The 20624-nt window shown below is 46.9% G+C and carries 8 protein-coding genes and 1 pseudogene; 3 read left to right on the top strand and 6 right to left on the bottom strand.

The features are described 5' to 3' along the window. Window positions 1–17: 17 nt before the first annotated feature. The gene (locus tag ITJ87_RS04295) at window positions 18–3647 is read right to left on the bottom strand and encodes a glycoside hydrolase family 38 C-terminal domain-containing protein (protein ID WP_117964350.1); all 3630 of its coding nucleotides are present in this window, start codon (window positions 3645–3647) and stop codon (window positions 18–20) included. Window positions 3648–3978: 331 nt separating this feature from the next. Here ITJ87_RS04295 and ITJ87_RS04290 point away from each other — a divergent pair, with 331 nt between their 5' ends. The 3 genes and pseudogenes from ITJ87_RS04290 to ITJ87_RS04280 all read left to right on the top strand — a co-directional run bounded on the left by ITJ87_RS04290 (window position 3979) and on the right by ITJ87_RS04280 (window position 14433). Further along, on the top strand, window positions 3979–5928 hold the full coding sequence (locus tag ITJ87_RS04290) for a glycoside hydrolase family 97 protein (protein ID WP_098031903.1): 1950 nt from the start codon (window positions 3979–3981) through the stop codon (window positions 5926–5928). A 160-nt stretch (window positions 5929–6088) separates the two neighbouring features. After that, window positions 6089–10156: a hybrid sensor histidine kinase/response regulator transcription factor gene (locus ITJ87_RS04285; RefSeq protein WP_117599906.1), complete on the top strand. Its 4068-nt coding sequence runs from the start codon at window positions 6089–6091 to the stop codon at window positions 10154–10156. Between the two features lie 22 nt (window positions 10157–10178). Next, window positions 10179–14433, top strand: a pseudogene (locus ITJ87_RS04280) (glycoside hydrolase family 2 TIM barrel-domain containing protein). A 94-nt stretch (window positions 14434–14527) separates the two neighbouring features. On the opposite strand, the gene mutS reads toward ITJ87_RS04280, so the two are convergent. The 5 genes from mutS to ITJ87_RS04255 all read right to left on the bottom strand — a co-directional run bounded on the left by mutS (window position 14528) and on the right by ITJ87_RS04255 (window position 20559). Continuing rightward, on the bottom strand, window positions 14528–17143 hold the full coding sequence (mutS, locus tag ITJ87_RS04275; protein WP_005833942.1) for a DNA mismatch repair protein MutS: 2616 nt from the start codon (window positions 17141–17143) through the stop codon (window positions 14528–14530). Between the two features lie 708 nt (window positions 17144–17851). Next, on the bottom strand, window positions 17852–18664 hold the full coding sequence (locus tag ITJ87_RS04270; RefSeq protein WP_005824816.1) for an SPFH domain-containing protein: 813 nt from the start codon (window positions 18662–18664) through the stop codon (window positions 17852–17854). 450 nt (window positions 18665–19114) lie between these two features. Then, on the bottom strand, window positions 19115–19579 hold the full coding sequence (locus ITJ87_RS04265; protein WP_117599908.1) for a DUF3836 domain-containing protein: 465 nt from the start codon (window positions 19577–19579) through the stop codon (window positions 19115–19117). 211 nt (window positions 19580–19790) lie between these two features. Next, a complete protein-coding gene (locus tag ITJ87_RS04260) occupies window positions 19791–19931 on the bottom strand; it encodes a hypothetical protein (RefSeq protein ID WP_005824809.1) in 141 nt (46 codons plus the stop codon). A 271-nt stretch (window positions 19932–20202) separates the two neighbouring features. After that, window positions 20203–20559, bottom strand: coding sequence for a cupin domain-containing protein (locus ITJ87_RS04255; protein WP_005824807.1), 357 nt, complete (start codon window positions 20557–20559; stop codon window positions 20203–20205). Between the last annotated feature and the right edge of the window lie 65 nt (window positions 20560–20624).

Below are 20624 nucleotides of genomic sequence, written 5' to 3'. Positions count from 1 at the left end.
GGGAATATAATAACTGTTTATTCGTATACTTCCATTTCATAAATGCGCACATCTTTACCAGAAGCCGATTGCATGGGCTGTGTCACTAAAAGACGCAGGTAGCGAACACTTTCAGACTTATTTAGCGTGCGATTCAGTACATTCTTACCATTACCCGAAACATAGTCCAGTGTGCGCCATTCACCATTCTTGTCGCTCTTACCTTGCAGAAAGCAGGAGGAAGTGACGTAGGAATGGTTTTCGCCGGCAGCGTTCAGTAACTTCCAGCCATTAATGCTTCTTTCACCGCCCAAATCAAAGTCTACGTAGTGGGGCATTTCAGCAATAGCACACCACTTTGTGTTTTCGTCGCCATCTACCATGAAAGCCGGCTTCTCTTTCTCGTTCACATAGCTTGAATAGCCCATTACCATGTCCTGCTTCAGAATGTTCACTCTCTCTGTGGAGCTTTCCGTCTGATAGCGATTGCACTTGTTTGCCGTACGGAATAGTTCGGAAGCGGGACAAACAGAAGTAGCAGCAACATCAGTCAAAGTGGCGGCAAAAATAACAATATCCTTATTATCGGGCAATACCACCTCAGTAGCCCTTTCTGGCAGGTCTATTGCGAACTTAAACATGTAAGTGAACTCATACGGCTGATCGCCTTCACCGGAATGGCGGTGCGTACCCACATAGGCAACTTCAGCATCTTTCAGATAACCTTCCGTATGTCCGGTGTGCCCCCACTGACCGATGAAGCCAGTATAAGAAGGAACAATGACTTCCTGCACATACTTGCCTACGCGGAATATCCCCTTCACATCTTTATCAGAAGCGGCAGCAGCAAGGATATAGAGTCTGTTATAAGTACAGTCGGCGGGCAGTTTCAGTACATTGCCCTTGCAAGCCATACCATTCAGCTCTTCACGTGTCTCCAATTTGAAAGGCACTCCATGCACATTCATCTCGGCAGGTATCAATTCAGCAGCATAAGAATAACCAGACTCAAAGTTGGCAGCAGCCTTGAACTCGTTCCAACTGAAGCACTTCTTATCATAAACAAGGGGCAATGGTTCGGCCACCGTCTGCACCTTTTTATTGGAAGCGAAACGTACCTTGTAGGTCTTAATGCTGTTTGGATTGACTGACACTTCCAAGCGATTTCCTCTGAATGTAGCCTTACCGATGGTCTTTTCCGTACCATCTGCTTCTACAGCAGCCACAAGGTTGTCGGCAAAGACAATCGAGGCTTTCTGCGCCTGCTTGCCTGCAGCTTCATACACGCGTACCACATATTCATCTGAACTTTCGGCTTTCTTTAAGGCTTTAATAAGTACATTCCGGTTATCGGAAAAAGCCAATGAATAGCTCTTACCTAATTCGCCGCGATGCTTTCCAACAACGAACGCCTTGATGCGCTGGTTCAGCAGTTCAGCATTCTCGCGGGTTTGAACTACATCCAAAGCGCCCACATGACCTACCAAGCTGTAAGTAAAGGTATGGTGACCGAAGTCCTGACGATCTTGATAAGCATAGTTCTTTTTTGTCTTCGGAGTGTGCAGCAAAGTGAGACGCAGGGTGTTGTTATCAGGCTTGTCCCAGCCATATTTGCTGTCGTTCATGATGGAAACGCCATAAGAACCGTTAGCGTCCGTTAAATCTGCCCAATATTGAGCATATACTTCGTAAGCGGTCAAGATGTTGTTTCCTCTCTGCACGCTGCCTACGCCCAAGTCGTAAGTGGCCACCTCATTATTCAAATTGAGGGGAAACTCAGCCTTCAACAGAGCGTTGGTAGACTGCCAGTCCACTTCGTTAGTAAAGTCAATGCGGTGGGCCAATACACCTTCATACAAATGGATGTACTGGCGGAAAAAAGAATCATCGTGACGTTTCTCCACGCAGAGAGTCTTACGTAATGCGCCGTTTTCGCAAAGAGTCACTTTCACATCCTCGGTGATGGAGATAGGAGTAGCGTCCACAGTCTCTTTCAATATCTCCCATGCCGGCCATTCGAATGACTTGTTTTCAGTGAAGAGGGCTAAACGAATAGCCTTACCAGCCTTTACCAATTCCTTGTTGTTTCTCTTGTCAAACAGTGAAGTAATGTCACCGTTCTCATTCAATGTCAGTTTGTAGAACGAATTTTCAACACTTGCAGCTTCAACAGCAGGCATCTCTTTTCCTTCGCCGGAGAGGCGGACATCGTAAACTGCGTATCCATTGGCGGGTACAGTGGCTTCTACTAACAAGCGGACCTTTCCATCAGTATATGAAACCAACTGAGAAACCACCAACTTGCCTTGTTCGTTATATACAGCCACACTTTTGGGAAAACGGGAAGCCTCCACTTCGATGATCACCACATCTGCAGCCTTGAAGCCCGAAGCGTTATAGAGCACTACGGGAATCCCCTTGACACGAGTATCAAGCTTGCCTGCCACACTTCCCACAGAATGAGTCAGGATACCGGAGAACTGTTTCAGAGAGAGAAGTTCATCGTTCCAAGAAAATTCATAGGCACGGGGAATGCTGGTACCAGTCAAATCATCGTGGAATTGGTGGAATATGAAGCGCTGCCAAGACTCCGTCAGGCTCTTGCCAGGATATTCGGCAACCCCCAAAAGGGCAGCAGCCACAGAAGCACGTTCAGCGGCATCACCCAAAAGTTCATTTTGACGATTATAGAGTTTCATAGCAGCCTGTGAAGTGTAGCAGCCGGTTCCATGAACGTCCATCAGCAATTCACCGTCAAATACGGGGAGCTCGGGATGGCTGCCATAGGGCTGGTAATCCTTGAACAACTGGTCACTGGCTGCACTGATAATCTTCAACGGACCGTCTCCCTTGATACCTTTCTCCACGGAAGCCACAGAAGCGATGGTAGGTGAACCGCCCACATCACCTGTTCCATAGTAGCGGTAAACGGTATTCAGGGGAGTGCATTTGGAGAGTTCCATCAAATATTTATTTTCTGAAAGGTCTTCATTATCCCAACGACGACCGTAATCATATCCGTGAGCCAGCATGACGGACGCTCCATCCACTCCTTTCCACAGTCCGATGGTAAAGGGATGCTTGCTCTTACCGTAGAAAGGATTGTTACGCCAATCCAGCTTCTGTGAAGAGAAACCTATCAGTCCACAATGGGCAGCAACAGTAGGCAATGTCCAACCGAATCCGAAGCAATCGGGAAGGAAGATGTCGGTACTTTCTACCCCCAGCTCCTTACGATAGAACTCCTGCCCCAGCATAATGTTGCGAATAAACGATTCAACAGACGGCACCAAAGTGTCGGTAGCATCCCAACTGGCCCCACTCACATGCCATCGACCTGCCTTTACAAAAGCCTTCATCAGTTCATATTCACGAGGATAATATTCCTTCATCCAAGCATATTTCACTCCACCTTCAAAATTAAAGATATAGTCGGGGTACTGGTTCAAAAGGAAAAGGTTCTGATTCAAGGTATTCCAAACATAATCCTTAATAGTAGTCTGAATGTCCCAGTTCCACTGCGTGTCCAAGTGGGCATCTGCCACCATGTACGCTTTTGCTTTCTTCGGTGCAACGGTCTGAGCCGATAATTGTCCTCCTGCAACGGCCAACATCACGGCTCCCGCTATCAGATGGGTCTTCCCCATCAGTATTCGTCTCTTTTTCATGGTTTTGTTATTATTGTTTTTTCGTAAAAGATAATGTCAATTCGATATAAACCACCGCATTCTTTGTTATAAATGTGCTGCCTCCTCTAGCCGCAAACCGCTCTTTCACCTTCTCTCTTTAGCCTCCATCCGGCAACAATAGTTTTCTGACATGTGGAATGTTGGTAACAAAAATAGCCCATCCTTCACTCTCATACTGTACAGATTCGCGACATAGATATGTAAAAAGTCGTCTGTGGCATGATTTTATATATTTATGTCATAAATAGCATACATTTCCTACAGAATACAAACTACTTTTGTATATTGTAAAAATCCAAAAGCTAAGAACATGAAAAAACAATTCCTACTCTCGGCAGTTCTCTGCCTCTCACTGACCGCTTTCGGACAGAAAGTACATCAACTGGCCTCACCCAGCGGAAACATCCGCATCTCGGTGGAGCTGACCGATCAAATCCAATATGATGTAACCCAAGGAAATCAAACACTGATGGACAACTGTGTCATTGGTCTGGAAACTGCCAACCACCAGCTGGGCATCCATCCTAAACTAAACAAAGTAGTACGCCAAAATGTAAACGAGGAACTGACTCCCATCGTACCCCTGAAATTCTCTACTATAACCAACCGCTACAACCAATTGCTACTGAAGTTTAAAGGAGGCTATTCAGTAGAGTTCCGTGCCTTTGATGACGGATTCGCCTACCGCTTCCTTACTGACCTGAAAGGCGAGCAAGAAATAATGAATGAAATCCTCCGCCTGAACTTTGTGGATGATTGCCTGCTACATCTTCAGCAACCTGACGGCTTTAAGACTTCCTATGAAGAAGAATATCGCCACCAAACAAGCAGCGAGTGGAAAAACTCCAATCGCATGGCTCTGCTTCCCCTTTTAGCCAGCACACCCAAAGGTGACAAAATCCTCATGAGTGAAACCAATCTGACAGACTATCCCGCCATGTTTCTGAAAAACGATGGACAAGGCGGCATTACCGCCGTCTTCCCCCGTCTGCCTCTTGAATTCGGAGAAGACGGTGACCGCAGTCTCAAGATTCTGAAAGAAGCCAACTGCATAGCCCGTACCGCAGGCAAGCGCAGTTATCCATGGCGTTACTTCGTCATTACCGACGATGACCGCAAACTTATAGAAAACACTCTATCCTATCGCCTCGCTGAAAAGAATGTCATAGAAAACACCTCTTGGATTAAACCAGGACTAGCCAGCTGGGAATGGTGGAACGGAGCCACACCCTACGGCCCCGACGTGGACTTCAAAGCAGGTTGCAACCTTGACACCTACAAATACTTCATCGACTTCGCATCCCACTACGGCGTAGAATATATAGTAATGGACGAAGGCTGGGCCATGAACACCCGCAACCCCTATAAACCCAATCCCTCGGTAGACATACACGAACTCATCCGCTACGGCAAAGAAAAAAACGTAGGCATTGTGTTATGGCTCACTTGGCTTACGGTAGAAAACCACTTTGACCTATTCGAAACTTTCGAAAAGTGGGGTGTGAAAGGCGTAAAGATAGATTTCATGGATCGTAGCGACCAATGGATGGTAAACTTCTATGAACGCGTAGCACATGAAGCCGCCAAACACCATCTCTTCGTTGACTTTCACGGTGCTTTCAAACCTGCCGGATTAGAATACAAATACCCAAACGTACTCTCCTACGAAGGCGTAAGAGGTATGGAGCAAATGGGCGGATGCCGTCCCGACAACAGTGTCTATTTCCCCTTCATACGCAACGCAGTAGGAGCCATGGACTATACTCCCGGCGCCATGCTTAGCATGCAGCCTGAAGTCTACCATTCCGAACGTCCCAATTCCGCCAGCATCGGCACACGTGCCTATCAGATGGCACTCTTTGTTCTTTTTGAAACCGGCCTGCAGATGATGGCAGACAATCCTACCCTCTATTATCGCAACGACGAGTGTACACGTTTCATCACCCAAGTACCCCAAACATGGGACGAAACCATCGCTCTCGAAGCCAAAGCAGGAGAATATGCCATCGTGGCCAAACGCAAAGGAGAACAATGGTATATAGGAGGCATGACCAACAACCGCGAACGTGAACGGGTCTTTAACATCTCCCTTGATTTCCTGCAAGAAGGAAAAAATTATCTCATGACCTCTTTTGAAGACGGCATCAACGCTGACCACCAAGCCATGGACTACCGCAAGCAAGAACAATCCTTGAAGAAAGGCGACCATATCACAGTCCGTTTGGCACGCAACGGTGGATTCGCTGCGGTCATTCGCTAATCATATCCATACCTATCTGCTCCGTACAAATACATTTCTAAGGATACGGAGCAGATACAAAGCAAACTGTAAGCCTACAACTAAAGAAATATATTGCAAATATTGACTGTTTCCACCTTAAAATATATCTTTGCAACTTAAAATCAATACAACAAGCCACATGAAAGACATATACTGGAAAGGCCATACGATTTTATTGCTTATCAGCCTCTTATGCTGTTTTCCGGATTTTGTGTACGCTTACAGCCTACGGCAATTCTCCAATAAAAACGGTCTTTCCAATAGTGCCATCCAATCCCTTTACCAAGATAGCCAAGGTGTACTATGGATAGGAACATGCGACGGACTGAACGTGTTTGACGGCAACAATATCCACCTATATACGCCCGTTGATGTGTCACGCAACCTATTGTCAGGCAACATTATCAGCCAGATCGTAGAATCAGAGCCAGGCATACTGTGGTTACAAACCAACTACGGGTTAGACAGATTGGATACATACCGACAGACCTGCCGGACCTTTACCGAATTCAAGGACAACATCTTCTTGGCACGAAGCAACAACAAGTGCATGTTAGTGCTGAAAGATGACGGAAATCTGTATCACTACCAACAAGAGAACCAGAAATTTCTCCAGTTAAACATCTCTTCCATGGATTTTAATAAAGTACTGTCCATGACCATTGATTCCAACAACCTGCTTTGGATATTCGCAACTGGAAACAACACTCGTTGCTATCGTCTGAACCACACGGGAAAAAGCGTGACACTGATTCCGGAAAAGCCATTTGGACATCACGGCTTGAAGCATGCCTTCATCGGAGAAGATTCAGCCTACTTCATTGATGAAACCTATGCCCTCTACGAATATAGTTTCAGCAACCGACAGTGTTACTACATTGCCGACCTGAAAGACGAAATAGAAAAACGAGGTGAAGTATCTTCCATCATCAAACGAGAAAATGACTTCTGTATCGGTTTCAAAAGCAGCGGCTTGATAGTACTGAAATATGAAGCAAACCAAAAGATTAAATACCGTATAGAATACACTGAAATACAGTCGGGCATCTTCTGTCTGATGAAAGACAAATTTCAAGATATCGTATGGGTAGCTACCGACGGAGAAGGGTTATACATGCTTTACAATGACACATTCACCATGACCAACACCCTGCTCAACACTCCCGCATATCAGGTGAACAACCCGGTACGCAGCCTTTACCTCGACCCACAGCAAACCTTATGGATAGGAACCAAAGGCAGTGGCATATTGCGTATACCGAATTATCTTGTCAACAATACACCCGAAAAACATGATCGTCTCATCACCGGTAACAGCACATTGACCGACAACTCCGTCTACTGTTTTGCACCCGGTGGAAAAGACCGACTTTGGATAGGTACGGAAAACGGAATCAATTATTATTCCTACTCTACCCACCAATTGAAAGAACTGGCGGTACAAGCCAATGGAACCAAAGTGAAATATGTGCACTCCATTGATCAAACCAATGACAGTACACTTTGGATTTCCACCGTGGGCGAAGGAATCGTAAAGGTGACACTAGAAAATCAGAGAAAAGATCCTATTGTGAAGCATGCTACACGGACTTTGGTGAGTAACGGACATATGGCATCAAACTATTTTTTCACCTCCTACCGTGAAAGCAGCTCTACGCTGTGGTTCGGGAACAGAGGGCTCGGAGCCTACCGCATTGATGTACGTACTGGAGAAATGGCACAGTTCCGCTTCAACAACTTGGTAAACAGCCAAACCGCCAACGATGTGTTCGCCATACACAAAAACGAGCAAGGCTACTGGCTGGGCACTGGATCAGGGCTTCTCCGCTTCTACTCAAACGAAGACGGAAACCCAGACAGCATCAGTGCAAAGCTCTACACCAACAGCACCGTACATGGTATCTTGGAGGACAACCGAGGCAATCTCTGGGTGAGTACCAATCAAGGATTAATGAGACTCAATCCCCAAGAACAGACCAAGCAGACCTACAACAACGGAAACGGACTGGCCGTGACCGAATTTAGTGATGGAGCCTTCTACAAAGACAATGCTACGGGAATCCTTTTCTTTGGAGGTGTAAACGGCTTCGTCACCGTGAAGCCCGATTCTTACATCACCACGGACTATATGCCCGAAATCAGCCTGAAAGGACTTTCCATCTTCGGTAAGGAATACAACCTGCATGACTTTTTACATTACAAAGACGGGAAGCCCGTGCTACAACTGGACTACAAACACAACTTCTTCCAGCTCAACTTCCGGATAACAGACTACATTAACGGAAACGACTATTTCTACTCCTATAAACTAAAGGAAGCAAGCGACCAATGGATAGAAAACGGAGTTTCACCCAATGCCATCTTCTCCAACCTTTCCCCCGGAGAATATACTCTGTTTGTGAAATACCGCAACAACATCAACGGTAAAGAAAGCCATCCGCAAGCCTTCACCATTTACATCGCTCCTCCCTGGTATCTCAGTACCTGGGCCTATGTGGGCTACTTTTTGTTAGGGTTACTATTATGTACAGGCATAGTCGCCTATGCATTCTATACCTACCGCCTGAAGCGGCAGCACATGATGAAGAAAATGGAACGACAGAAAAAAGAGGAAGTCTATGAATCAAAACTACGCTTCTTCACCAACATCACCCACGAGTTTTGCACCCCCCTCACCCTGATTCAGGGACCGTGCGAGAAGATACTCACCCACAAGGAGACAGATATCTACACGCACCGCTACGCCAAGATGATTCAGCAAAATGTGGAAAAGCTGAATGGTCTCATTGTGGAATTGCTGGAGTTCAGAAGACTGGAAACGGAAAACAAAATGCTCTCCATACAGCCGCAACCTGTTTCCGAAAAGTTAAGGGACATCGCCGAATCCTTCGGTGACATGGCGGAAAACAGAGAAATGAACTACTGCCTTGACATAGCCCCCGAACTGACATGGAACACCGACCTGAGCTGCTTCAACAAAATAGCCGGAAACCTCATATCCAACGCTTTCAAGTACACACCCGACAAGGGGAACATCAGCGTAACATTGTACACGAAAAACGAACGTCTTATTTTGAAGATAGCCAATACCGGCAAAGGCATCACACCGGAAAATCTCGGAAAGATATTCGACCGCTATAAGATTCTCGACTCCGTGGAGATGAACGGCAAAAACTCAAGAAACGGACTGGGGTTGGCCATCTGCAAAAACATGGTGACCCTGTTGGAAGGAGACATAAACATCGAAAGCACACCGGGCGAACTGACCACCTTCACTGTAAGCCTTCCCTCGCTCCCCCCAAACGGACAAGAAGTACCGCAAACTGCATACGAAGCGGCTTCTCCAAGCATTCCCACCGAAGAAGTGCAAGAATTGCCCGAAAAATACACCCAAGAATTCGACGCAAACAAGCAGACGGTCATGGTGATAGATGATGACCCTTCTATGCTGTGGTTCGTATCCGAAATATTCACAGAGAAATACAACGTACTCTCTTTCAATAATGCCCAAAAGGCATTAGACAGCCTGGAGCAACGACAGCCAGATCTCATCATCTCAGACGTGATGATGCCCGATATAGATGGGTTATCCTTCACCTCCACCATCAAGCAACACAAGCTGTGGAGCCATATTCCCCTAATCCTGCTCTCAGCACTGCATCACGAAGACGACCAAGTAAAAGGACTGGAATCGGGGGCGGATGCCTATGTCACCAAGCCTTTCAATGTGAAATATTTGGAAAAGATGGTCTATCATCTCATCCGCCGCGAAGAAAACCTGAAGGAATATTATAGTTCGGCACTCAGCACCTTTACCTGGAAAGAAGGAAGCTGCTTGCACAAAGAAGAACAAGAATTCTTAGAGAAAATGACAGAAGTCATTGAAAAGAACTTAGCCAATCCAGACCTGCAAGTAGAACTTTTGAGTAAGGAAATGGGCTACAGCAGCCGGCAGTTCTACCGCAAACTGAAACCACTTACTGACAAATCGCCTGCCGACATCATCAAAGAATACCGCCTCTCCACGGCGGAACGCTTGTTAGTCTCCAGCAACTTCACCATCGAAGAGCTGATGGACCGCACGGGATTCACCAACCGAAGCACTTTCTATAAAGCTTTTTCACAACGTTACGGAATGCCACCCCGTCAATACTGCGAACAGCAAAAGAAGAACGTGAAGGAAGGACAGGAAATCACTAATACTTAATCATCTTATACCATCTGTATTTATGAAAAGAAGCTCTTTTTTGAGTATCGCATTCACCGGGCTGCTTGCTACCGCAACAGCACAAACTCACGAACAACCCGAATGGAATGACCTGAACATTTCGGGAGTGAACAAAGAAACGGCATGCCAAACCGCTATTCCCTTTGCCGACGAAGGACAAGCCCTACGCCTGAGCATCGAGGAATCCCCCTATTATCAAACTCTGAACGGTACATGGAAATTCCATTGGGTGGCCGATCCCGAAAAACGGCCGAAGGATTTCTTCAAGCCCGACTACGACGTAAGTGGCTGGGATAACATCAAAGTGCCCGCCACATGGCAGATAGAGGCTGTACGCCATAATAAGCCCTGGGACAAGCCTTTGTATTGTAATACCATTTACCCTTTCTGTGATTACAGTAAAGGAGTACAATGACCCAACGTCATCCAACCTCGCCCGGCAGACTATACTTTTGCCAACATGCCCAATCCCGTAGGCAGTTACCGACGTGAATTCACTTTGCCCACATCTTGGAAGGGCAGAGATGTATTTATTCGCTTCAATGGAGTGGAAGCAGGTTTCTATCTTTGGTTGAACGGTAAAAAAGTGGGCTATTCAGAAGACAGCTACTTACCTGCCGAGTTCAATCTGACTCCCTATTTACAAGAAGGAAAAAACACATTGGCAGTTGAAGTGTACCGTTTCACCGATGGAAGCTTTCTTGAATGTCAAGATTTCTGGCGGTTCAGCGGTATCTTCCGCGATGTATTCCTATGGTCAGCACCACGCACGCAAATTAGGGACTTCTTCTTCCGAACCGACTTGGACGGAGATTATCGTAATGCTACAGTTTTTTTGGACGTGGAAATCACCGGTAAGAAAAGTTCTGCCGAACTCATAGTGAAGCTCTCCGACACAGAAGGAAAGGAAGTGCTATCACGCACTATCCACGCCACAAAAATAGGTAGTACCCATCTGGAATTCGATGTGAAGAACCCACTGAAATGGACAGCCGAAACACCCAGCCTCTACAACCTGACCCTGACCCTAAAACAGAAAGGAAAAGTGACAGACCTACGTAGTGTAAAGGTAGGCTTCCGCGAAATAGAGTTTGCCAAAAACGGACAACTGCTGATTAACGGCAAACCCACTCTTTTCAAAGGTGTCAACCGCCACGATCACAGCCCATTGAATGGCCGTACCGTCTCCAAAGAAGAGATGGAAAAGGACGTACAACTAATGAAAGCGCTGAACGTAAATGCTGTCCGTACCTCCCATTACCCCAACAACCCTTACTTTTACGACCTATGCGACCGCTATGGCATCTATGTATTGGCAGAAGCCAATGTAGAGTGCCACGGCGAAATGCGTCTCTCACACGAGCCACAGTGGGAAAAATCATTCACCGAGCGCAACGAGAACCAAGTGAAACGTTTCCGTAACCACGCTTCCATCGTAATGTGGTCCATGGGCAACGAATCGGGAAACGGAAACAACTTCTCCACTGCTGAAAAGGCCATCAAACGTTTGGATACTACCCGCCCCACCCACTACGAGGGAAACAGTTCCTTCTGCGACGTGACCAGTTGCATGTACCCAAGTGTGGACTGGCTGGAAAACGTAGGCCGTGAACGATTGGAGAAAATACAAAAGGGCGAGATCGTGAAACCTCACGTAGTATGCGAGTATGCCCATGCCATGGGAAATTCCATAGGAAACTTCAAGGAATACTGGGAAACCTACGAACGCTATCCGGCACTCATCGGAGGTTTCATTTGGGATTGGGTGGACCAAAGCCTGCGTATGCCCACTCCCGACGGCAAAGGCTTCTACATGGCCGTAGGCGGTGACTTTGGTGACAAGCCCAACGACGGTAACTTCTGTACCAACGGCGTCATCTTCTCCGACCGTACATTATCTGCCAAATCCTATGAAATGAAGAAGATACATCAACCCATCCGCATAGAAGCATTAGGGAATGGCAAATATAGAATCAGCAACAAGCGATTCCATGCCAATATGGAAGACCTCTACGGGAGATACGAAATAACGGAAGATGGAAGGACCGTCTGCTCAGGCAATCTGGAAGATTTGAAGCTGGAAGCACAGGCAAGCAAAGTCATCACCCTGCCAGACATACCCGCAACGAAGGTACCCGGAGCAGAATACTTTATCAATTTCAGTTTCTGCCAAAAAAGAGATACCGAATGGGCAAAAGCCGACTACGAGGTAGCCACCGAACAATTCAAGCTATCAAGCAGCGAGAAACCTATATTCGTACCCGAAAAAGGAAACATCAATCTAAACGAAACTGCCGACGCATTGGTGGTGAAAGGTGAACGTTTTGAAGCTGTCTTCTCCAAGGAAGAAGGAACTTTATCGGCATATACATTGAATAATATCCCCCTGATAAGTAAAGGACTCGAACTGAACCTCTTCCGTGCTCCCACCGACAACGATAAACAGGTAAGTGGCGATTGGCAACGCAAAGGCCTTTACCAGCTGCAAGCGGAAACCGGCAAATGGGAAACCCACCAAGAAGAGGACAGAATAACCCTGCACATCCGGAACTGCCACAAAGGTAAACTCGGTTTTGAGTATCGCACAGAAATAGAATACACCGTAAATGCCGATGGTTCCATCATGGTGAACAGTGTCATCATCCCGGTATCCGACAGCGAAATCATTCCGCGTGTGGGCTATCGAATGGAACTGCCCGAAGGCTTCGAGCGTATGCGTTGGTATGGACGTGGCCCATGGGAAAACTACGTAGACCGCAAGGATGCCACCCCAATAGGCGTATACGAAAGTACAGTATCCGACCAATGGGTGAACTATGTAAAGCCTCAGGAGATGGGTAACCATGAAGAGGTACGCTGGATTTCCATCACCAACGCCGACGGTATGGGCTTCGTTTTCGTGGCAGGCGACCAAATGGCGGCTTCTGCCCTGCATGTCAGAGCACAAGACATGGCAGACCCCGACCATCTGCAAAAACTGATTCACAAATACGACATCCCGATGCGCAAGGAGACAGTTCTTTGTCTTGATGCCCACAATCGTCCTCTGGGCAACGCAAGCTGCGGTCCAGGCCCGATGAAAAAATACGAACTGCAAGCAACTCCCGTAGCATTCAGCTTCATCATGATGCCTTTGGAAAGAAGCTACACGCAAAGTGAGCTTACCAAGAAAGCACGCGTACAGATGCCTGCATGCATGCCCGTAATGGTAGAACGCGATAACAACGGTTACCTGCAAATGAGTACCGGAACTCCGGACGCGACCATCTTCTACAGCCTTAACGGTAACGAATACCGGGAATACACAGCTCCATTCGAGTTCATTGACGGTGGAAAGATACAAACATACGCTGTTTCTGGAAAATTAGGCAAGAGCCTGGTCAATACTATGGAACTACCCATATTCGTAGACCACTCGGCATGGAAGGTGGTCTCCTCCAGCAGCGACAGCCAAGGAGAAGAGGCGCAAAACGCCATCGATGGAGACCCTTCCACGTATTGGCACACCCGTTGGCACGAACCCATTCCAGAGTTTCCACACAGCATTGTGGTAGACATGGCTTCCCTACTGGTAGTGGACAAATTCATCTACACAGCACGACATTCCAATGATAACGGACACGTCAAAGACTACGAGCTAAGCTTCAGCAAAGACGGAAAAAATTGGGAAAGCACCGTCAAAGGTACATTCTCCAATCTGACGTCTGCCCAAACCATAACATTGGAAACACCCGTCACTGCCCGTTACTTCAAATTCGTTCCCTTGTCCGAAATGCACGGCAGGAAATGGGCTTCGGCAGCCGAACTGAATGTGAGCATCCTGAAAAACATCAGCGGAGCATCCCAGAGACAAATAGTGGTCTCCGTAGACAGCGATGCAGACAACAGCATGAAGCTGGCGGCAGACGGTAACATAAACACCTATTGGCACACGGTACACAACCAATTCTACATAGCCCTACCCTCATGAGATACATCTTTCCCTATCCAAAGAGGCCACTATAAAGGGTATCCGCTACACTCCGCGACAAGATAGCGAAGAAGGACGGATAGCTTCCTATGAAGTATATGCAAGCAAAGATGGAAAAAATTGGGGGCAGCCCATTATCTATGGCACCTTCCATATAGGTACAGCAACGCAAACTATAGAATTTACTCCTTGCCGGGCACGTTATGTGAAACTATTGGGATTATCGGCCCATGACAAAGGAAAGAAAGCTGCCATAGCAGAATTAGAGATAATCTTGGAAGAATAATTTTAGAGGAAAAACTATTAACCATGGAGTTTCAGGGCTTGTGCAAAAACTTGTACAAGTCCTGAAATTCCACGTTTTCTCCTATAAGTAAAAATCACTTTCCCTTCACTATCCGCTTAATATCATTCAGCTTGTTCAGCGCCTCCAGCGGCGTCAAGTTATTCACATCCAGATTCAGTATCTCATCGCGTATCTGGCACAGCACCGGGTCGTCGAGCTGAAAGAAGCTGAGCTGCATACCACCGCGTGTCTCTCCCACTTCCACCATCGGTTTGCTGGAAATCCCCTGCTGGCGGTTGTCTGTTTCCAGTTGTTTCAGAATGTCATTGGCACGCTTCACGATGCTTTTGGGCATACCCGCCATTTTGGCTACATGAATACCGAAGGAGTGTTCGCTGCCACCGCGCTCCAATTTGCGCAGGAAGATGACTTTGTTATCTATCTCCTTCACCGAAACGTTGTAGTTCTTAATACGCTTGAAGCTTTTCTCCATCTCGTTCAACTCATGGTAGTGCGTGGCAAACAAGGTGCGTGCCTTCGCCTTTGGATGCTCATGGATATGCTCCACAATCGCCCAGGCGATGGAAATACCGTCGTACGTAGAAGTACCGCGTCCCAGCTCGTCGAACAGCACCAGGCTGCGGGGAGAAAGGTTGTTCAAGATATCCGCCGCCTCGTTCATCTCCACCATAAAGGTAGACTCGCCCACGGAAATATTATCGCTGGCACCCACACGGGTGAATATCTTATCCACCAAACCGATATGGGCACTCTCCGCAGGCACGAAACTGCCGATTTGAGCCAGCAGCGTAATCAGCGCCGTCTGCCTCAGCAAAGCGGACTTACCCGCCATGTTGGGACCCGTAATGATGATAATCTGCTGCGTCTGGCTGTCCAGCATCACATCGTTGGCAATATACTTCTCGCCGATGGGGAGCTGCTTCTCAATGACCGGATGCCGTCCCTGATGGATTTCCAGCACGTCGTCGTCGGCAATGACGGGGCGTATATAGTTGTTCTCGCGCGCCGCTGTGGCAAAGGAGAGCAGGCAGTCCAACCGTGCTATCTGGTTCGCATTGATTTGAATGGCAGGAATGAACTCGCTCAAAGATTGTACCAGCTCTGCATAGAGTTGTGTTTCCAGTACCAGTATCTTGTCCTCCGCGCCGAGAATCTTCTCCTCGTACTCCTTCAATTCCTGGGTAATATAGCGCTCGGCATTGGCAAGGGTCTGTTTGCGTATCCACTCTGCCGGCACCTTGTCCTTATGCGTGTTGCGCACCTCAATGTAGTAGCCGAAGACATTGTTGTAGCCTATCTTCAAGCTGGGAATCTCTGTCAGTTCGCTCTCGCGCTGCTGTATCTGCAACAGATAATCCTTGCCGGAGTAGGCAATCCGGCGCAACTCGTCCAGCTCGGCACTGACACCGGATTTGATGACACCTCCCTTATTAATCAATAACGGCGGGTCATTGTCTATCTCCCGGTCAATGCGGTCGCGGATAAACTGGCAGATATTCAACTGCTCGCCTATATGGTTCAAGCTGGCATTATCGGCATCCATGCAAGCCGCCTTGATGGGTTCTATCGCCTGCAAAGCCACCTTCAGCGCCACCACCTCACGCGGAGAGACACGCCCTACCGCCACTTTGGAGATGATGCGTTCCAAGTCGCCAATCAAATGCAACTGCTCTTCTATCAACTCTTTGAAATCGGGCTGGCGGAAAAAGTATTCCACCACATTCAGCCGCTCGTTAATCGGCTGCACGTCCTTCAACGGGAATACCAGCCAGCGTTTCAGCAGGCGGGCACCCATCGGGCTGATGGTCTTGTCTATCACATTCAGCAGACTACTGCCACCGTCGTTCATCGACCCCATCAACTCCAGGCTGCGCACCGTGAACTTATCCAGGCGGACATACTTATCCTCCTCGATGCGTGCCAGCGAAGTGACATGCCCTATCTGCGTATGCTGCGTCATGATGAGGTATTGCAGGATGGCTCCCGAAGCGATGATACCGTTCTTGAGATGCTCCACACCGAAGCCTTTCAAGTTCTTCACCTCGAAATGCTTCAGCAGCTTTTCGCGGGCAGATGTCTCGGTAAACACCCAGTCGTCCAACTCGAAGGTGAAGAACTTGCTGCCGAAGTTTCCTTCGAACATCAGCCGCTTGCCACGCTCGAAAAGCACCTCTTTGGGGGCAAAGTTGTTCAGCAGCTTGTCCACATAGTCGAAAGGTCCTTCCGCCGTCAGAAATTCGCCCGTAGATATGTCCAGGAAAGCCACACCGCAGGCACCCTTACCGAAATGCACGGCAGCCAGGAAGTTGTTCTCCCGGTAGTTCAGCACATTGTCGTTGATGGAAACTCCCGGCGTCACCAGCTCCGTGATGCCGCGCTTCACCAGTTTCTTCGTCAGCTTCGGGTCCTCCAACTGGTCGCAGATGGCCACACGCTTGCCGGCACGTATCAGCTTGGGCAGATAGGTGTCGAGCGCATGATGCGGGAAACCCGCCATTTCGATGGTTTTCCCCTTGCCATTGGCACGTTTGGTCAAGGTAATACCGAGGATTTCGGACGCGACGACGGCATCGGTGGAATAGGTTTCATAGAAGTCACCACAACGAAACAGCATGACAGCATCGGGATGCTTTGCCTTCAAGTCGAGGAACTGCTTCATCATCGGGGTAAGGACAATATCTTCGTGCATACAAGTCTTTAATTTTTAATTTCCAAAGCTTTGAGCCAAGAGAGCAGGAAATCGTCAAGTAAGACCCAAAACTTAATGTGACAAAGATAATTCTTTTTTAGAAAACAGCCACGGAGAGGCTTCAAAACCTTAGCAAGCCTTAACAAAGAGACGCATTTTCCTAAAACATGTTATAAAACAGTCTTTTTTATTTGCTTTATTTGGAGATAAGCAAAAAGTTCGTACCTTTGCAATGTATTTTTCATAGTATTAGATTTAAGGTTAACAAAGGTTGGAGTACAGCGGTACTCCTTTTTTTATGCCCATACCTTTCGTATCTTTCCCCTTTTCCCTTACAAAAGTACATATTCACTCGGCGAAACGCCCTTTATCTTCTTGAAAACCTTGTTCATGCGATCCCAACAAGGATGAGCAACAGTTGTCTCCCATTTACTACATTCCCTATTTAAGCAACAATTCCTGCAATACTGCATTTTAAATTCTTGCTTACTAAAACTTATTCGTCCGACAGCCGTTGAATTATCGTCCGACAATTGTCGGACGATAATTCAACGGCTGTCGGACGATAATTCAACAAGTATCGGACGAATAAATCTTAGCAAATAGAGAGATAGATGGCTTACCGCTTGATTTATTTGTGATTATCCGCGCACACAATCAGTACCTCCCCAAAAGAATCAAGTTGCCAATGGGGTCTCATAGAGATTGTCATTGCAACTTCAGGAATGGCAACGTATTTCCACCGGTAGACAACGGCAATTTCCCGTCCCATTTCTCCACAGCCTTTAGTTGAATCAATTCCGGCGTGATGCTTTGTTGAAGGATACGGTTGGCATCTGCCTTACCCTTGGCGGCAGCTACTACCTTTTCCGCCTCGGCTATAGCGGCTTTCTTTTCATTCTCCACCTTCAAGGCATTCTGCACAGCAGTATTCTTTTCGTCAATGGCAGCTTGCAGCACATCGTTGGGTTTCACGGACGACTGTATGTTGGTAAACGTAAAGCCACGGGTACTGAGACGCTCCTTCAGTAATGCCTCCACCTCCTTCTCGAAAGCCGGACGGTTGTTGATGAGCGAATCCGTCTCATAGAGTCCTGCCACGTCCTTATAAGCGTTCTTCACTTCTGTCAGGATAACACTCTGTTCCAATTCTTCGGTAGTCTTGCGATAGCGTAGAAAAACTACTTTGGCATCCTCCCGCTCAATGAAGTATTCTATAGTAGGGTCTGTCTTGAAGATGGTTCCCTTCTTGTCCTGAATGTCGAAAGGTTCGTAGTCTACAATCTGCGCAAATGCAGGATATTCGAATAGCTGCTTGGCAAAACGGTTGTAAACCACCCATCCGGTTTCCACCTTGGCATCATCTACTCCACGCTCACTACCGGCCAGATTGACGATGATGCCCGTCTGTCCCGAATCAATACGCTCCACGGCAAACATGACCAAGAACAATACTATAATTCCAATGACTGCGACTCCTGCCGCGCCTACTCTCACTGTTGATTTGTTTGTGACTTTCATGGTGTTTTCTGTTAGTTTAATGAGTGAATAATGCTCCAAAGATATTTATAATTGTTTGTTCAAGAAAGGCAATCCGGTTATTTTTGGAAGAGAAGAAGGCCTCCCTCCCGCACACAGTGTAGAAAGGAGGCCCATAGTCTCTATATTTTCAGAATTTACTCAGTCACGATACGACCTGCCAACAGTGATTTCTTCAGATAACTTTCAGCACACTATAGGAATTACCCTCACTCCCACTGGACATGGTGCTGATTTCCTTTGCCACTTCTTTCAGTCTTGCCGGATTGCTGTATTTATATATAATTGTAGGATATACCTTTTTACAGAATTCTGTGCCAAATTACTTAAACGTTCGTGTTTGCGAAATAATATTGCCATAATGTCTTGGTTTTTAAAATAAATAGAATAGAAATCGTGTTTTCTTATTTCTCTGCCAATAACTGCACAGATTCACCCGTCATGTGATGGTGCTGTCAAGCTCCAGTCATTGTTCTTTTCGTCCCATTCGTAGCTGAGGTAGCGCAGGACACTGCTGTCGGTCTGCCGATAGACGGCTTTCTGCTTGATGTCGGTGTAGGCATTGCTTTGCTCGTTCCAGAGGGCGTATTCCACAGTGACGTCATCCGTATAGAAGAAGTTAAGACTGTGGTGCTTCTCAAAGCTTTGCGTGGATTCGTTCCATTTCAGCACTTCTTTTTGGGAGATGCGACCGGAGTTGTCGTAAATGTAATTGTACTTCAAGTGGTGGTGCAGGAATTTCTGATTCTCCACTTTGAATACGGTTTGTGTTTCCACACGGCCGTCGTTGGTTTCGGTATTATAGGCAAAGTTGTCTGTACGATTAACGGCTGCTGCGCTTACTACGTTTACTAAAGAGGTCATTGCGATGATTGCTGAAATTACTAAAGTCTTCATAATGGTTCTATTTTTTAAGTTATACATTTTGTTTCAAGTTCTTGTCTTTGGGGGAGTTGTTCCCTTTCGACATTGCAAAGATAGGAGGTGGTAAAAAGCTTTTAGGTTATCGTTACGTTAATGTTAGGTTAACGGAGATATTTATTACTTTTGCGCCCAAAACAAGAACAAAATGAAAACACGTTTCCTCTTATATCTTTCCTTTTCCAATCTATCGGAGACGTAACTGGATAGGCATACAGCAGACTGTCACCACATCTACTATTGAGAAGTACCATCTTTCTTCTATGTCGTCCCAAACGGTTCGGACTTTCTTCGCTTCGAAAAGCTTGATGGCATTATGCTGGGTCATGATATTATGTTTTCAATTTTTAGTTTTAAGCTCTTTGATTGGGTCCTCGTTATGTGACAGAAACAATGCTCTTTCTTCAATTTAATCATAATTTCTGTTTTATTGCATCAGTTGACATAGTCTGTTTTCTTAGGTATAGTACAAAATATATGATTATTTTGACTTAAAACAAATCGCAGTCAATAAATCACTGCACATCATATGACAATAGGGAATAGCCTGCACCACAGACCATCCCCTATCACCTTAATTCTACTTGTGTGACTTCCTCTTACTTCACCACACCGTCCGTCATCGTAAAGCCTTCCAGAGAGCCGGCTTTCACCTGAATACAAATCACACTGATGGCGCTGTCTGCCGCAGCCGACAATTGGCGTTCTCCTGCCGGAGCCACGCGAAGCCAGTCACCCGCCTGCAGTTCTACGGTTTCTCCGTCAACCACCATGGTGCCGCGTCCGGAGAGGACGGCATAAATTTCTTCATTTTGCTTGTGCGAATGCACAAAAGGTACTCCTGCACCAGCCGGCAAATTGCTGATAGATACTTCTGCACCAGTCAGATTCAATGAATCGTGCAACTCGACACGTGCCTCGCCTGCAGGCACATTTACTTTCTGATAGTTCTTCATAATCACTTCTCCTTAGTATGTTTTGATTTACGGCTGCAAAGTTAGCCAACTACCAGACATCGTAC

This window comes from Bacteroides sp. HF-162, from assembly GCF_015679285.1.
GTDB classification, from domain to species: domain Bacteria; phylum Bacteroidota; class Bacteroidia; order Bacteroidales; family Bacteroidaceae; genus Bacteroides; species Bacteroides uniformis.
Note: the sequence above shows the minus strand (reverse complement) of the source record. Positions and strands in the feature narration are given on the sequence as shown.

Excerpts from the sequence above, each read along its gene's own strand:
- ITJ87_RS04285 (WP_117599906.1), top strand. The coding sequence starts at position 6,089 with ATGAAAGACATATACTGGAAAGGCCATACGATTTTATTGCTTATCAGC.
- ITJ87_RS04290 (WP_098031903.1), top strand. The coding sequence starts at position 3,979 with ATGAAAAAACAATTCCTACTCTCGGCAGTTCTCTGCCTCTCACTGACC.
- mutS (WP_005833942.1), bottom strand. The coding sequence starts at position 17,143 with ATGCACGAAGATATTGTCCTTACCCCGATGATGAAGCAGTTCCTCGAC.
- ITJ87_RS04295 (WP_117964350.1), bottom strand. The coding sequence starts at position 3,647 with ATGAAAAAGAGACGAATACTGATGGGGAAGACCCATCTGATAGCGGGA.
- ITJ87_RS04265 (WP_117599908.1), bottom strand. The coding sequence starts at position 19,579 with ATGAAGACTTTAGTAATTTCAGCAATCATCGCAATGACCTCTTTAGTA.
- ITJ87_RS04260 (WP_005824809.1), bottom strand. The coding sequence starts at position 19,931 with ATGACCCAGCATAATGCCATCAAGCTTTTCGAAGCGAAGAAAGTCCGA.
- ITJ87_RS04255 (WP_005824807.1), bottom strand. The coding sequence starts at position 20,559 with ATGAAGAACTATCAGAAAGTAAATGTGCCTGCAGGCGAGGCACGTGTC.
- ITJ87_RS04270 (WP_005824816.1), bottom strand. The coding sequence starts at position 18,664 with ATGAAAGTCACAAACAAATCAACAGTGAGAGTAGGCGCGGCAGGAGTC.